This window comes from Streptomyces sp. Y1, from assembly GCF_041053115.1.
Taxonomy (GTDB): domain Bacteria; phylum Actinomycetota; class Actinomycetes; order Streptomycetales; family Streptomycetaceae; genus Kitasatospora; species Kitasatospora rubellomurina.
Genome location: NZ_CP163445.1, coordinates 3,040,766 through 3,054,872, shown reverse-complemented (window position 1 = coordinate 3,054,872; position 14,107 = coordinate 3,040,766). Strand labels below are relative to the sequence as shown.

Annotated in this window: 9 protein-coding genes; 5 read left to right on the top strand and 4 right to left on the bottom strand. The window is 74.8% G+C overall.

The window, feature by feature from the left end:
* Positions 1-4: 4 nt before the first annotated feature.
* Together AB2U05_RS12785 and AB2U05_RS12780 are read right to left on the bottom strand one after the other, a co-directional pair.
* Positions 5-5,509 carry a type I polyketide synthase gene (locus AB2U05_RS12785; RefSeq protein WP_369183246.1) on the bottom strand — a complete coding sequence of 1,835 codons (5,505 nt, stop codon included), beginning with the start codon at positions 5,507-5,509 and terminating at the stop codon, positions 5-7.
* Positions 5,510-6,131: 622 nt separating this feature from the next.
* Positions 6,132-6,767 (bottom strand): DUF2867 domain-containing protein, encoded by a 636-nt coding sequence (locus AB2U05_RS12780; RefSeq protein WP_369183245.1) that lies wholly within the window; start codon positions 6,765-6,767, stop codon positions 6,132-6,134.
* Between the two features lie 133 nt (positions 6,768-6,900).
* Between AB2U05_RS12780 and AB2U05_RS12775 the strand changes: the two genes are divergently transcribed.
* The 3 genes from AB2U05_RS12775 (at position 6,901) to AB2U05_RS12765 (ending at position 10,561) form a co-directional block, all read left to right on the top strand.
* Entirely contained in the window at positions 6,901-7,518 is a 618-nt protein-coding gene (locus AB2U05_RS12775) for a TetR/AcrR family transcriptional regulator (RefSeq protein ID WP_045697722.1), read from the top strand.
* 76 nt (positions 7,519-7,594) lie between these two features.
* On the top strand, positions 7,595-9,661 hold the full coding sequence (locus AB2U05_RS12770; RefSeq protein ID WP_369183244.1) for a thioredoxin domain-containing protein: 2,067 nt from the start codon (positions 7,595-7,597) through the stop codon (positions 9,659-9,661).
* A 39-nt stretch (positions 9,662-9,700) separates the two neighbouring features.
* Positions 9,701-10,561 (top strand): GNAT family N-acetyltransferase, encoded by an 861-nt coding sequence (locus AB2U05_RS12765; protein WP_045697718.1) that lies wholly within the window; start codon positions 9,701-9,703, stop codon positions 10,559-10,561.
* Positions 10,562-10,568: 7 nt separating this feature from the next.
* On the opposite strand, the gene AB2U05_RS12760 is transcribed toward AB2U05_RS12765, so the two are convergent.
* Positions 10,569-11,498 carry a hypothetical protein gene (locus tag AB2U05_RS12760; protein WP_045697758.1) on the bottom strand — a complete coding sequence of 310 codons (930 nt, stop codon included), beginning with the start codon at positions 11,496-11,498 and terminating at the stop codon, positions 10,569-10,571.
* 264 nt (positions 11,499-11,762) lie between these two features.
* On the opposite strand from AB2U05_RS12760, the gene AB2U05_RS12755 reads away from it, so the two are divergent.
* On the top strand, positions 11,763-12,443 hold the full coding sequence (locus AB2U05_RS12755; RefSeq protein WP_078860050.1) for a papain-like cysteine protease family protein: 681 nt from the start codon (positions 11,763-11,765) through the stop codon (positions 12,441-12,443).
* Positions 12,444-12,453: 10 nt separating this feature from the next.
* On the top strand, positions 12,454-13,317 hold the full coding sequence (locus tag AB2U05_RS12750; protein ID WP_369183243.1) for a hypothetical protein: 864 nt from the start codon (positions 12,454-12,456) through the stop codon (positions 13,315-13,317).
* A gap of 63 nt (positions 13,318-13,380) precedes the next feature.
* Here AB2U05_RS12750 and AB2U05_RS12745 read toward each other — a convergent pair whose 3' ends face one another.
* The gene (locus AB2U05_RS12745; protein ID WP_045697716.1) at positions 13,381-14,037 is read right to left on the bottom strand and encodes a TetR family transcriptional regulator; all 657 of its coding nucleotides are present in this window, start codon (positions 14,035-14,037) and stop codon (positions 13,381-13,383) included.
* Between the last annotated feature and the right edge of the window lie 70 nt (positions 14,038-14,107).

The following is a 14,107-nucleotide window of genomic DNA, read 5'->3' as shown; positions in this document are numbered from 1 at the left end:
TGTCCTACCGGTCCCCTCGGGCCATCCGGATCAGTGCTTCCGCGTCGAGGTCGTCGACCGACTCGGCGTCACCGTCCTCGGTCTCCTCCTCGGGCACGTCGCCGCGCGCCAGATCGAACAAGGTGTCCAGCAGCCCGGCCTGGCGCAGCCGCTCGACCGGGATCGAGGCGAGCACCGCGCGGATCTCGGCGGTGTCGTCGTCGGCCCGGCCGCCGGTCGCGGCCTCGGGCTCGACGGACTCCAGCAGGTACCGGGTGACCGCCGCCGCGTTCGGGTGGTCGAAGACCAGGGTGGCGGGCAGCCGCAGGCCGGTGATCTTGTTGAGCCGGTTCCGCAGGCCGACGCTGGCCAGCGAGTCGAAGCCCATGTCCTTGAACGCCCGCTCGGGCTCGATCGCGGCCGCCGACTCGTGGCCGAGCACGGCCGAGACCTGCCCCTGCACCAGCTCCAGGACCAGCTGCTCGCGGTCCTCCTCGGCCACCCCGGCCAGCCGCTGCGCGAGCGAACCGCCCGCCGCCTCGGCGGTCTTGGCCGGCACCCGGACGAGTCCGCGCAGCAGCGCGGGCAGCGAGCCGGTCCGGGCCTGGGCCCGCAGCGCGGCCATGTCCAGCTGGACGGGGGCCAGCAGCCCGGCGTCGAGCCGCAGCGAGTAGTCGAACAGCGCCAGGCCGCGGTCGACCGGCAGCAGGGCCACGCCGGCGTCCTCGATGCGGGCCACGTTGGTGCTGTCGAGGCGGCCGGCCATGCCGGCGCCGTCGCCCCACAGACCCCAGGCCAGCGAGGTGGCCGGCACGCCGTCCGCCCGCAGCCGCTGGGCCATCGCGTCGAGACCGCCGTTCGCGGCGGCGTAGCAGGCCTGCCCCGGGTTGCCGAACAGCGAGGCGCCCGAGGAGAACAGCACGAACGCCGACAGCTTCGCGTCCGCGGTCAGTTCGTGCAGCAGCCAGGCCGCGTCGACCTTCGGCCGCATGACCTCGGCGAGCTGTTCCGGGGTCACCGACTCGATCACGCCGTCCGCGAGCACACCGGCGGAGTGCACGACCGCGGTGAGCGGGGCCTCCAGCGAGTCCAGCAGCGCGGTGACCTGGTCCCGGTCGCCGATGTCGCAGGCCTCGATCCGCACCCGCGCGCCGAGCTCGGTGAGCTCGGCCGCCAGCTCGGCGGCGCCGTCCGCGGCGGGGCCGCGCCGGCTGACCAGCACCAGGTTGCGGACGCGGTGCACGGCCGCCAGGTGACGGGCGAACACCACGCCCAGGCCGCCGGTGCCGCCGGTGACCAGCACGGTGCCGTCCGGGTCGAGTCCGCGCAGCGGGTCCTCGGCGAGCGCGGGCACGCGGGCCAGTCGCGGCGCCGACACCTGGCCGGCCCGGACGGCCAACTGCGGCTCGTCGGCGGCCAGCAGGGCGTCCCACGGCACGTCGGCCCGGTCGTCGTCGAGGTCGACGAGCACGATCCGGCCCGGGTGCTCGGTCTGGACGCTGCGCGCGAGACCCCAGGCCGAGGCCTGGGCGATGTCCGGCGTCTCGCCGTCCAGCGCCACCGCGCCGCGGGTGACCGCGACCAGCCGGGTCCCGTCCAGCTCGGCACTGGCCAGCCAGCGCTGCAGCGTGGCGAGCATCCGCTCGGCGCTCTCGCGGGCCGCCGCGGGCGGAGCGTCGGCGCTCGCCGGCGCGATCCGGACCAGGACGGCGTCCGGGGCTCCCGTGCCCTCGGCGACCGCCCGCTCCACCGCGGCCAGGTCGGCGAAGCCGTCCGCGCCGTCCCAGCCCACGCGGACCAGGCCCGCCGGTTCGGCCTGCCCCAGCGGGACGGGCACCCACTCGACGCCGTACAGCGAGTCGGGCCCGCCGCCGCGCACCGCTTCGAGCTGCGCCGCGTCGACCGTCCGGTACACCAGGCCTCCGATGCTCAGCACCGGCTCGCCGGCCTCGTCGGACAGCTCGACGTGCAGGCCGGTCTCGGCGGACGTGGTGATCCGCACCCGGGCCGAGCGCACCCGGCGGCCGGAGCGCACCCCGGTCCAGGTGAACGGCATCTCCACCGCGGCGTTCGGGTCCTTGTCGACCAGCGCGCCCTGCAGCGCGGCGTCGAGCAGGGCCGGGTGCAGCACGAAGCCCGCGTCGTCGGCGTCGTCGGGCAGCGCCACCTCGGTGCAGATCTCGGTCCCGACCCGCCAGGCGGCCCGGATGCCCTTGAACAGCGGGCCGTAGTCGAGCCCGGCGAGCGCCATCCGGTCGTAGAGGGTGTCCACCGCGATCGGCTCGGCACCCGCCGGCGGCCACTGCGCCGGGCGCGGCGCGGGCGCGGCGGGCTCGTCGCTCAGCCAGCCGCGCACGTGGCAGACCGGCTCGGGGGCCTCGTCGTCCGGTCCGGCGTCCGGGGTCGAGTACACCGCGACCTCGCGGCGCCCGTCCTCCTCCGGGGCGCCGACGGTCACCTGGATCCGGCAGCCCGCCTCGTCGTCGAGGACGAGCGGCGCCTCCAGCACGGCCTCGTCCAGGGTGCCGAAGCCGACCCCGGTACCCGCCGCCAGCGCCAGTTCCACCAGGGCGGTGCCGGGGGCGATGGAGATGCCGAAGACCACGTGGTCGCGGATCCACGGCTGCGCGTCGGGGGAGATCCGGCCGGTGTAGACCCACTCGTCCCGGTCCCCGACCCGCGCGGCCGCGCCGAGGACGGGGTGGTCCACCGGACGCATCCCGAGGGCTGCGGCGTCCGCGCCGCCGGTGCCCGTGGTCAGCCAGTACCGGTGGTGCTGGAAGGCGTAGGTCGGCAGCGGCACGGCGCGCGCGCCGGTGCCCGCGAAGACCGCCGACCAGTCGACGGACACACCGGCGACGTGGGCCTCGGCCAGCGAGGAGGCGAACCGCTCGAAGCCGCCCTCGTCCCGCCGCAGCGACCCGACGACGCCCACCCGGGCGTCGGCGCCGTGGTCGGCGACGGTGTTCTCCACCGCGATGGCCAGCACCGGGTGCGGCGACATCTCCAGGAAGCAGCCGGCGCCGTTGTCGATCAGCGCCCGGATGGCCGGCTCGAAGCCGACCCGCCCGCGCAGGTTCCGGTACCAGTACCCGCCGTCGAGCACGGTGGTGTCGACGAAGTCGCCCACCGCCGTGGAGTAGAACGGGACCGAGCCCGGCACCGGGGCCACCGGGCCCAGCACCTTCGCCAGTTCGTCCTCGATGCTCTCCACCTGCGCCGAGTGCGAGGCGTAGTCCACGGCGATCCGCCGGGCCCACACCTGCTCGCGCTCGCAGGCCGCGATCAGGTCGTCCAGGGCGCCCGGCTCTCCGGAGACCACCACGGCGGACGGGCCGTTCACCGCGGCGATCGACGCCCGGCCCTCGGACGGGGCGATCAGCTCCTCGACCCGCCCGACCGTCGCCTGGACGGACACCATGCCGCCGCGCCCGGCGAGCCGCTCGGCGATGGCCCGCGACCGCAGCGCGGCCACCCGGGCGCCGTCGGCCAGCGACAGACCGCCGGCCACCACGGCCGCGGCGATCTCGCCCTGCGAGTGGCCAACCACGGCCATCGGCTCGACGCCGTAGGAGCGCCACAGCGCCGCGAGCGACACCATCACGGCCCACAGGGCGGGCTGCACCACGTCGACCCGGTCGAACGTGGGCGCGCCCTCGGCGCCGCGCAGCACGTCCTCCAGCCGCCAGTCGACGAACTCGGCCAGGGCGTCCCCGCACGCCGCGATCTCGCGGGCGAACACCGGGGAGGAGTCCAGCAGTTCGACCGCCATCCCCTCCCACTGCGCGCCCTGCCCCGGGAACACGAACACCGGGAGCGCGCCGGCGGTGAGCACCCGGCCCTCGGCCGCGGCGGTCGACGACTCACCGGTGGCCAGCTCGGCCAGCCGGGCCAGCAGCGTCTCGCGGTCGGACGCCAGGACGACGGCCCGCTGGTCGAGGTGCGCCCGGGTCGTCGCGGAGGAGAACCCGACCTCGGCGACGGTGAGTTCGGGGCGGGCCAGGATGCCGGCCCGCAGCCGCTCGGCCTGGGCCCGCAGGGCCGCCGCGCCGCGACCGGACACCAGGACCGGCACCGTCGGCAGCTCGGTGACCGGGGTCGGCTCGACGGCCTCGGCGGAGTCGGCGGGCTCCTCGGCCGGCGCCTCCTCCAGGATCACGTGGGCGTTGGTGCCGCCGACACCGAACGCGGACACCCCGGCCCGGCGCGGCCGCTCGCCGGCCTTCCACGCCCGCATCTCGGTCAGCAGCTCGACGCCGCCGGACTCCCAGTCCACGTGCGGCGAGGGCTTGTCCACGTGCAGGGTGGCGGGCAGCGCCTCGTGGCGCAGCGCCTGCACCATCTTGATCACGCCGGCCATGCCGGCGCCGGCGGAGGCGTGCCCGATGTTCGACTTGATCGAGCCCAGCCACAGCGGGCCGTGCTCGCGCTCCTGGCCGTAGGTGGCCAGCAGGGCCTGGGCCTCGATCGGGTCGCCCAGCTGGGTGCCCGTGCCGTGGCCCTCGACCGCGTCGACGTCCGCCGCCGACACCCCGGCGTTGGCCAGCGCCTGGCGGATCACGCGTTCCTGCGAGGGGCCGTTGGGGGCGGTCAGGCCGTTGCTGGCGCCGTCCTGGTTGACGGCGCTGCCGCGCAGTACGGCCAGCACCCGGTGGCCGTTGCGCCGCGCGTCCGACAGCCGCTCCAGCACGACCACGCCGGCGCCGTCGGAGAAGCCGGTGCCGTCGGCGGCGGCCGCGTAGGGCTTGCACCGGCCGTCCGGCGCCAGGCCGCGCTGCCGGCTGAAGTCCACGAACAGGGTCGGCCCGGCCAGCACCGTCACGCCGCCGACCAGGGCCAGCGAGCACTCCCCGGTGCGCAGGCCCTGCGCGGCCAGGTGCAGGGCCACCAGCGAGGAGGAGCACGCGGTGTCCACGGACAGCGCCGGCCCCTCCAGGCCGAAGGTGTAGGCGACCCGGCCCGACACCACGCTGGTCGTGCCGCCGGTCAGCCGCAGGCCCTCGATCTGCGGCGCCGCGCCGGCCGGTACGGCCGCGTAGTCGGACGGGCCGACGCCGGTGTAGACGCCGGTGTCGCTGCCGCGCAGCGAGGCCGGGTCGATGCCGGCGTCCTCGAACGCCTCCCAGGACAGCTCCAGCAGCAGCCGCTGCTGCGGGTCCATGGAGAGCGCCTCGCGCGGGCTGATCCCGAAGAAGTCGGCGTCGAAGGCCGTGGCGCTGGGGACGAAGCCGCCCGCGCGGGTGTAGCTGGCGCCGAGCCGGTCCGGGTCCGGGTCGTAGAGCCGCTCGAGGTTCCAGCCGCGGTCGAGCGGGAATCCGGATATCGCGTCCCGGCCCTCGGCGACCACGTCCCAGAGTTCGTCCGGGGAATCCGCGCCGGCGTAGCGGCAGCTCATGCCGACCACCGCGAGCGGCTCGGTCGCGCGCTCTTCCGTTTCCCGTAGGAGGGCCCGCGTCTCGTTGAGTTCGATTACGGACTTCTTGAGGTACCGGAGAAGCTTCTCCTGCTGCTCGTCAGTCTCCGTCGTCATGCTTTCCCTCGCACCTCAATGAAACTCGGTTTCGATGAACTCAACGGCGTTCGGCCCTGCGTGGGGTTCATTTCGGGAACGCGCCGCTATGAGGGCGAAGTAGTCGTCATTGACCGCGCCCCCGGTGCTGATGTACAAGATCCGGTGCCTAATGGGCCGATGGCCGAGGCACTTCCCCCATCCCCGAATGCCGGTCTTCGCTGGTCGAGACGGCAGACACAAGATCTAGCAGATTTCGATAGATGTGTGACTGACTATGGCCAGAACCTGCCAACTTCGGACACTCGCGCGTCCCGAACCTGACAGTCGGGGGCGAATATGCGGCCGCTTCATTTGGTAGGGCCGAATTCGCGAAGGCGTTCATGGCCGGAAGGCTGAGCGCGTTCGGCCGTGCGGTGTCCGGTGCGTGGCGGGAGGGCGACACCGCGTGCGGAGTTCGCGTGAGGATCTTCGTGCGGCAGTCGCGGGGCACTTCACCGTGGCAGAAACCTGTCGACATCGCCCGCGCGTCGAACCGCCGGCGCCGGATGATCGTGCGGTACCGGGAAACGAAACGCGCCGGCCGCCGACACCGAGGGCGGTGGCGGCGGCCGGCGACGGGCCCGGGAGGCCCCGGTCCGGGTCAGTCCCGGTCGGCGGACTCTCCCCGCTGGTCCTGCAGGGCCTTGCGGTTCGGGCGGCCGAAGTCCATCCAGGCCTTCTCCCACGAGCGGGTCAGCGCCGGGTAGATGACGAGGTACCGGAACGGGAGGATGAAGGCCATGTAGGCCTTCCCGAACAGCCCGTTGGGCTTGACCAGCGCCGCCATGCGCAGCTCGTACTGGCCGTCCTTCGTCTGCACCCAGCCCAGGTGCATGATCGTGTGGACGGTGAAGTTGCCCAGCTCGCGGGCCGCCTCGGTGTCGGTCTGGTACACCTCGCTGAACGGGTCCGTGGCGGGGATCATGTCGCTCTTGGTCCGGGCGAGCTCCTCCGGGAGGCGGCTGGTCAGCGAGGGCACCCGTCCGCCGAAGCCCTCTCCCGGGGTGTCCCAGTTGAAGATCTCGCCGAGCTTCCAGCGCACCGCGAAGAGGAAGTTGACCGCGGCCGGGGCCGGGCGGGTGTCGTAGGCCTTCTTCAGCGCCGCGACCATCACCGGGAAGTCCTCGGGCCCGGCGTCGGGCGTGCGGAAGGACCACACGTCGTCGATCCGGAAGTCGCGGGTGAACTCGTGGATCCGCCACGGCTGCGCGGTGTGGGCCGCTTTCGGGATTCGCATCGGTCAAACCTTTCCGAGCCTTCGTGCCCAGTCGGCTGGGGTGGTGCGTCGGTTCGCGGTCGCACCGGTGGATACGGAACCAGCAGTTTTGGAACTACTGGTTTCGATACTCCTGGTTCTGTATGTTGCACCTATGTCTGTTCGGAAGCAAGCTCGCACCCAGGGGGGCCGCCCCCGTGACAGCCGCGTCGACGAGGCCATCGCCTCCGCCGTCCGAGAGCTGCTGACCGAGGTGGGGTACACGCGGCTCACGATGGCCGAAGTGGCCGCGCGGGCCGGCGTCGGCAAGGCCGCGATCTACCGCCGCCACGCCACGAAGCAGGAGATGATCTTCGACGTCCTGCTGCCCGACAAGTTCCTGGCCGTGGCGCCCGACCGCGGCTCGCTCCGCGCCGACCTGGCCGCCGTGATCGCCGAGATCGCGGACACCATGGCCTCCCCGCCGGGCGGGACGGTCCCCGGCCTGCTGGCCGACGTCCACGCCGACCCCGCCCTGCGGGACCGGTTCGTCGAGCGGTACCTCGGGTTCCAGCGCCAGACCCTCGCCGAGATCCTGGACCGCGCGACCGCGCGCGGCGAACTCGCCGTCCGCCCCGACCCGGCCGCCCTCAACGCCCTGCTCGTCGGCCCCGTCTTCGCCTGGCTGTTCCTGCTGCGCGAGTCCCCCGAGCAGCTCCCCACCCTGACCTCCGCGCTGCTCGACGCGGCCCTCGCCCTCACCGGCGCCGCGCTCCCCGCACCGAGTCGATGAACCGACAATTCGCCGGGCCGGGACCGGACTCGCGCGACACGCCCTGACCGGGACGCCGATGCGCGAGGATGGGGGCATGCCGAACCGTCTCGCGGACGCGACCTCGCCGTACCTGCAGCAGCACGCCGACAACCCGGTCGACTGGTGGCCGTGGGGGCCCGAGGCCTTCGCGGAGGCCGAACGGCGGGGCGTGCCGGTCCTGCTGAGCGTGGGCTACGCCGCCTGCCACTGGTGCCACGTGATGGCGCACGAGAGCTTCGAGGACGCCGGGCTCGCGGAGTACCTGAACGAGCGGTTCGTCGCCGTCAAGGTGGACCGCGAGGAGCGGCCGGATGTCGACGCCGTGTACATGGAGGCCGTGCAGGCGGCCACCGGGCAGGGCGGCTGGCCGATGACGGTGTTCCTCACGCCCGGCAAGGAGCCGTTCTACTTCGGCACCTACTTCCCGCCGCGGCCCCGGCACGGGATGCCGTCCTTCCGGCAGGTGCTGGAGGGTGTGGACGCCGCCTGGCGGGACCGGCGGGAGGAGGTCGCCGAGGTCGCCGGGCGGATCCGGGCCGACCTGGCCGAACGGGCGTCCGTCTACTCGGCGGGCGCGCACCACCCACCCGCGGACGCCGACCTGCACCAGGCGCTCGTCGGGCTCAGCCGGGACTTCGACCAGCGCCACGGCGGCTTCGGCGGCGCGCCCAAGTTCCCGCCGGCCATGACGGTCGAGTTCCTGCTGCGCCACCACGCCCGCACCGGCTCGGAGGCGGCGCTGGAGATGGCCGTCCGCACCGGCGAGGCGATGGCCCGCGGCGGCCTCCACGACCAGCTCGGCGGCGGCTTCGCCCGGTACGCGGTGGACGCCGGCTGGGTGGTGCCGCACTTCGAGAAGATGCTGTCCGACAACGCGCTGCTGCTGCGCGCCTACCTGCACCTGTGGCGGGCCACCGGCTCCCCGCTCGCCCGCCGGGTGGCGCTGTCCACCGCGGACTTCCTGCTGCGCGAACTCCGCACGCCCGAAGGCGCGTTCGCCTCCGCGCTGGACGCCGACAGCCTGGACGAGGAGACCGGCGCCACCGCCGAAGGGGCCTACTACGTGTGGGAGCCCGGCCAGTTGGTCGACCTGCTCGGGCCCGCCGACGCCGCCACCGCCGCCCGGCTGTTCACGGTGACCGCGGACGGCACCTTCGAGCACGGCACCTCCGTGCTCCAACTCCTCGACGAACCCGAGGACTTCGCCCAGTACGAGGAGATCCGCGAGCGGATGCTGCGGGCCCGGGCGGACCGGCCCGCACCCGCCCGCGACGACAAGGTGGTCGCCGCCTGGAACGGCCTCGCCATCGCCGCCCTCGCCGAGGCCGGCGCCCTGCTGGAGCGGCCCGACCTCGTCGAGGCCGCCGAACGCGCCGCCGACCTGCTGCTCGCCGTCCACCTCACCCCGGACGGGCGGCTGCTGCGCACCTCCCGCGACGGCCGGGCCGGCGACAACGCGGGCGTCCTGGAGGACTACGCCGACACCGCCGAGGGCTTCCTCGCGCTGTACGCCGTCACCGGCGACGCCGCCTGGCTGCAGCTGGCCGGTGGGCTGCTCGACACCGTGCTCAAGCACTTCACCGACGAGGCCTCCGGCGCCCTCTACGACACCGCCGACGACGCCGAGGAGCTCATCCGCCGCCCGCAGGACCCGACCGACAACGCCACCCCGTCCGGCTGGACCGCCGCCGCCGGCGCGCTGCTCGGCTACGCCGCGTACACCGGCTCCGACCGGCACCGCACCGCCGCCGAGCGGGCCCTCGGCATCGTCGGCGCGCTCGCCGCGCGGGCGCCCCGCTTCATCGGCTGGGGGCTCGCCGTCGCCGAGGCGCTGCTGGACGGGCCGCGCGAGATCGCCGTCGTCGGCCCCGCCGACCACCCGGCCACCGCCGCGCTGCGCCGGGCGGCGCTGCTCGGGACGGCCCCGGGGGCGGTGCTCGCGGTCGGCGAGCCCGCCGGGGCGGCGGAGCCCGAGGTGCCGCTGCTGGCCGACCGGCCGCTGGTCGGCGGCGCGCCCGCCGCCTACGTCTGCCGGCACTTCGCCTGCGAGGTGCCGACCACCGATCCGGCGGCGCTCGCCGAGCGGCTGGGCGTGGTCGTCGGGCGGCCGGACGCCGAATAACCGCTGGCGGGAGCCGGTGCGCCGGGGCGAGGATGGGCCATGACCTGGACCCTCACCACCTCCCTGGACGCGTTCCGCGCCGAGGCCGGGGCCTTCCTGGCCGCCCACCCGGCCGAGAACACCGTGCTGCTCACCATCTCCCACCGGCTCGCCGAGGCCGGGCTGGACGTGTTCGGCGGGCCGCCCGTCTTCGGCTGGTGGCGGGCGGCGCCGGACGGCCCGGTCGAGGGCGCCTTCCTGCAGACCCCGCCGTTCGACCCCCGGCTCTCCCGGATGCCGGAGCGGGCGGCCGCCGAGCTCGCCGTCGAACTCGCGGCGGCCGGGAGCGGGTTCACCGAGGTGGCCGGGGTCAGCGGGGCCACCGGCGCGGTCCGCGCCTTCAGCGGTGCCTGGACGGCCGCCACCGGCACCACGCCGTCCGTCCGCGTCCAGGAGCGGCTGTACCGGCTCGGCCGGCTGACCGACCCGCCGCGCCCGCCGGCCGGCCGCCACCGGCTCGCCGCACCGGCCGACCGGGAGCTGGTGGTCCGCTGGTACCGGGACTTCCTGGCCGAGGTCGAGGTCGTCCTGCCCGACGTGCCACGGGCGGTGGACGAGAAGATCGCCGCCGGCGGCGTCCACCTCTGGGAGGACGGCGGCCGGCCCGTCGCCCTGGCCGGCACCAGCCCGATCATCGCCGGTATGTCCCGGGTCGGCCCGGTCTACACCCCGGCCGAGCACCGGCGGCGCGGCTACGCCGGCGCCGTCACCGCCGCCGCCTCCGCCCACGCCCTCACCGAGGGGGCCGAGGAGGTGCTGCTGTACACCGACGTCGCCAACCCGACCAGCAACTCCGTCTACCGGCAGATCGGCTACCGGCCGGTGGAGGACATCCTGGTCCTGGACTTCGCCCCGGCGTAGCGCGGCCTCACTCCCAGTCCCACCGGACCCCCAGCAGGCACGGCCGCAGCGCCGTCGCGACCAGATGCACGCAGTGGTGCCCGTCGAGGGTCAACTCCTCGGTCTCGTACGGGTCCTCGCCGGGCGAGTGGAGCGCGAAGCGCTGGCAGCGCACGGGCAGGGCGGCGGGGTGGAAGGTGACCTGCAGGACGTACTGGCCGGCGCCGGAGTTGAAGCCGCGGACGTACTCGTCGCTGGGCTCGGGGGCGGGGGCGTCGTCGAAGCCGTAGCCGAGCAGGTGGGTGTCGCCGGCGCGCAGGCGCCGGTCGAGCAGGAGCTCGGCGAGGAGCAGGTGGTGGGCCCGGTCGCGGCGGATCCGGCCGGGGCGGCAGTTCTCCTCGGCGCGGACGCCGACCAGGCCGATGTCGCTGCCCGGGTCGCCCTGGTAGAGGGCGAGGTAGCGGTCGATGCCGTCGCGGTGGGCGCGCAGGGCGTGCTGGGAGTCGCGGCGGGTGAGGCGGCGGTCGGGGCCGATCCGGATGCGTTCGATGTGGGTGATGGTGTGCAGGCCGGTGTCGCGCGGGCCGGAGATGGTGGCGAGCAGGTCGTCGACGGCGGCGGCCGGGGCGATCAGGTCGCGGTACGGGCGCACGGGCGGGCCGGCCGGGTCGGCGGCCGCGCGGCGCGGGCCGAGCAGCCGGGTGAGGGAGTGCTCGGGCAGGTCGAGGACGTCCTCGAGGGCGGCGACGGCGCGCAGGGACTCGGGGCGTTCCGGGCGGCGGCGGCCCTGCTGCCAGTAACTGAGGCTGGTGAGGCCGACGTTGACGCCGCGCAGGGCGAGATGGCGGCGGACGCGGTGCAGGGTGAGGCCGCGGGCGGCGATGGCGGTGCGCAGGGCGAGGTGGAACGGGCCGGAGCGCAGGGCGGCGGCGAGGTCGGCGGGGTCGCTGCGGCGGATGGCTGCCTCCTGGGGACGCGGCGCGGGCAGACCGGCTTTTGACCGTGAATATTCACATCCGGACGGCTGTTTGTCACTGGTCCGGGCGCCCCACCAGCGGCTTCGCCGGGCGGCGTTCACACCTGCTGCCGCCCGTTCACACCCCAACACCGGTACCCGCGGCACCCGTTGACCATCCTCCGACAACGGCGCGATGCTCATGGCGCGATCCGGACCGCGCCCCCCCACAGCACCTCGCTCCGCTCGTGCAAGGAGGCATCCCCCATGCCAGCAACACCCGTTCCCCGGACACGGCTGCGCCGCGCGGTCGCCCTGCTCGCCCTCGGCGTGCTGGGCCCGGCGCTCACCGCGGCGGTGGCCGCCCCGGCCGTCGCCGCCGACGCCCCCCACGCGTCGGCCGCCGACCGGGCCCCGGCGAAGGTCCGCCAGGCCGCCGCGCCCGGTAGCACGGCCGACCTGGCCGGCACCTTCAAGAAGCTCAACATCACCATGCAGCAGCAACAGCAGACCAACTGGTGCTGGGCGGCGAGCGGCAACACGATCGCCACCTGGTTCGGCTACAACTACAGCCAGAACCAGTTCTGCAACGCCGCGTTCGGCCGCTCGATCGACTCCGGCTGCCCCAACAGCCAGGCCACGCTGGCCGATGTGCAGAACGGCCTGGACTGGGTCGGCATCAACCCGGGCTCGTACGTCACCGGCTACCTGCGCTACTCCACCGTGCAGACCGAGGTGAACGCGAACCGGCCGATCGAGACGCGCATCCAGTGGAGCTCGGGCGGCGGGCACATGCACGTCGTCTACGGCTACGACACCGGCAACAACTGGATCTACTGGGGCGACCCCTGGCCGTCCAACTACCGCTACAACTGGGCGGACTACTCGTACTACGTGAACAACGACACGTTCTCGTGGACCCACTCCCTCTACCGGATCGGCGCGTGAGGTGGCGACCATGACCGAGCTGAACAGCATCCGCCGGGCCGCCGTCGCCGTCCTCCTCGCGGCCGGCCTCGGCCTGGCGCTCGCCCCGGCCGCGCAGGCCGACGACGACCCCCGGACCGCCGCCCCCGCGACCGCCGCCCCGGCGCCGGTGCCCGCCGCCGACCTGGCCCGGGCGCGCGGCGCGGTGCAGGACCCGGCGGTGCTCGACCAGGTCGGCCGGTTCTTCGCCCGCAAGGGCGTCCCGCCGACCCAGCAGCTGACCATCGGCGCGGCCGAGGAGGCGAAGGCGGCGGCCGCGTCGGCGCCCCGGCTGACCGGGGACACCGTGCCGGTGTACATCCTGGACGCCGGCTTCGTGGCCGGCACCGCCGGTGCGCCGGTGGCGAAGGCCGAGTTCACGGCCAGCAAGGTGACCGCGGCGGACGGGCAGAGCGCCTCGGTCTGGACGGTCCGGCAGGGCGACGGCTGGCGGGTCGTGAACATCGCCTCCGGCGGCGACGAGAGCGACTACGCGGCGAAGGCGGCGAGCGGCGGTGGCGGCACGGCCTTCCGCGAGCCGCAGATCAACGCCTGGTACGTGCTGCGCGACGGCCGGGTGCTCCCGCTGGACGACGAGGCCCGGCGCTCGGTCGGCACGGACGGGGTGTCGCTGGCCCGGTACCAGCAGCTGGTGCACCAGCGGTACGGCGACAAGCTGCCCGGCTCGGCGTACGACCGGGCCGGCGAGGGCGGCGGCTACCAGGTGGAGGCGGCGGCCACCCCGGCGGCGGGCGGCGGCTCGGCGCTGCCCGCGGTGACGGCGGCCGCGGCCCTGGGCGCCACCGCGCTGGCCGGCACGGGCGCGGCGCTGCGGCGCCGGTCCCGCCGCAGCTAGCGGACCCGGCGGGACGGCGGGGCCCGGCGAAGGAGCCGGGCCCCGCACCGCGTCCGCCCACCGTCACACCCCGGCGAAGCCGCTCTCCAGCAGCGCGAAGGCGTGGTCGACCAGCTCCGCGATGTCCTGCTCGCCGCCGCCCGCCGCCCAGCACAGCACGGCCTCGGTAGAGGCGGCGCCGATCGCGGCGGCGGTGATCCGCATGTCGTAGCTGGGCTCCTCGACGCCGGCCCGCCGCAGCAGGATGGCCAGGTAGAGCGCCGCCGGGCTGTGGTCGGCCCGGTGCAGCCCGGCGCGCAGCGCGGGCACCTCGGTGACCAGCCGCATCCGGATGAGCAGTTCCTGCCGCTCGTGCTGGAGCAGTTGGCGGATCAGCCCGATGAGCGCCTCCCGGCAGGAGGTGAGGAAGGGCTCGTCGGCGGGGCGCGCCAGCAGGGCGGCGATCATCGCCGGGTCGTACTCGTCGGTGAGGACGAGGTCGTCCTTGGTGGCGAAGTAGCGGAAGAAGGTGGAGGGGGAGACCTCGGCGGCGGCGGCGATCTGCTCCACCGTGGTGCTCTCGTAACCCTGCTCGGCGAACAGGCGGTACGCCTCGCGCCGGATGGTCTGCCGGGTCTTCAGCTTCTTGCGTTCGCGCAGCGACAGCGGCGCCTCCAGCAGGGCCTGGACCGGGTTGGTCGGGGCGTCCGGGAGGGCCGCGGTCGGCTGCGTGGCGTTCATGACCCGATTATCGGCGATCTTCGACGGCGGCGGGCTCGACTCCCGCCCCGGCCTCCTCGGTGCCGGCCGT

Coding starts and splice junctions, on each gene's coding strand:
- AB2U05_RS12785 (WP_369183246.1), bottom strand. CDS start 5,509: ATGACGACGGAGACTGACGAGCAGCAGGAGAAGCTTCTCCGGTACCTC.
- AB2U05_RS12780 (WP_369183245.1), bottom strand. CDS start 6,767: ATGCGAATCCCGAAAGCGGCCCACACCGCGCAGCCGTGGCGGATCCAC.
- AB2U05_RS12775 (WP_045697722.1), top strand. CDS start 6,901: ATGTCTGTTCGGAAGCAAGCTCGCACCCAGGGGGGCCGCCCCCGTGAC.
- AB2U05_RS12770 (WP_369183244.1), top strand. CDS start 7,595: ATGCCGAACCGTCTCGCGGACGCGACCTCGCCGTACCTGCAGCAGCAC.
- AB2U05_RS12765 (WP_045697718.1), top strand. CDS start 9,701: ATGACCTGGACCCTCACCACCTCCCTGGACGCGTTCCGCGCCGAGGCC.
- AB2U05_RS12755 (WP_078860050.1), top strand. CDS start 11,763: ATGCCAGCAACACCCGTTCCCCGGACACGGCTGCGCCGCGCGGTCGCC.
- AB2U05_RS12750 (WP_369183243.1), top strand. CDS start 12,454: ATGACCGAGCTGAACAGCATCCGCCGGGCCGCCGTCGCCGTCCTCCTC.
- AB2U05_RS12745 (WP_045697716.1), bottom strand. CDS start 14,037: ATGAACGCCACGCAGCCGACCGCGGCCCTCCCGGACGCCCCGACCAAC.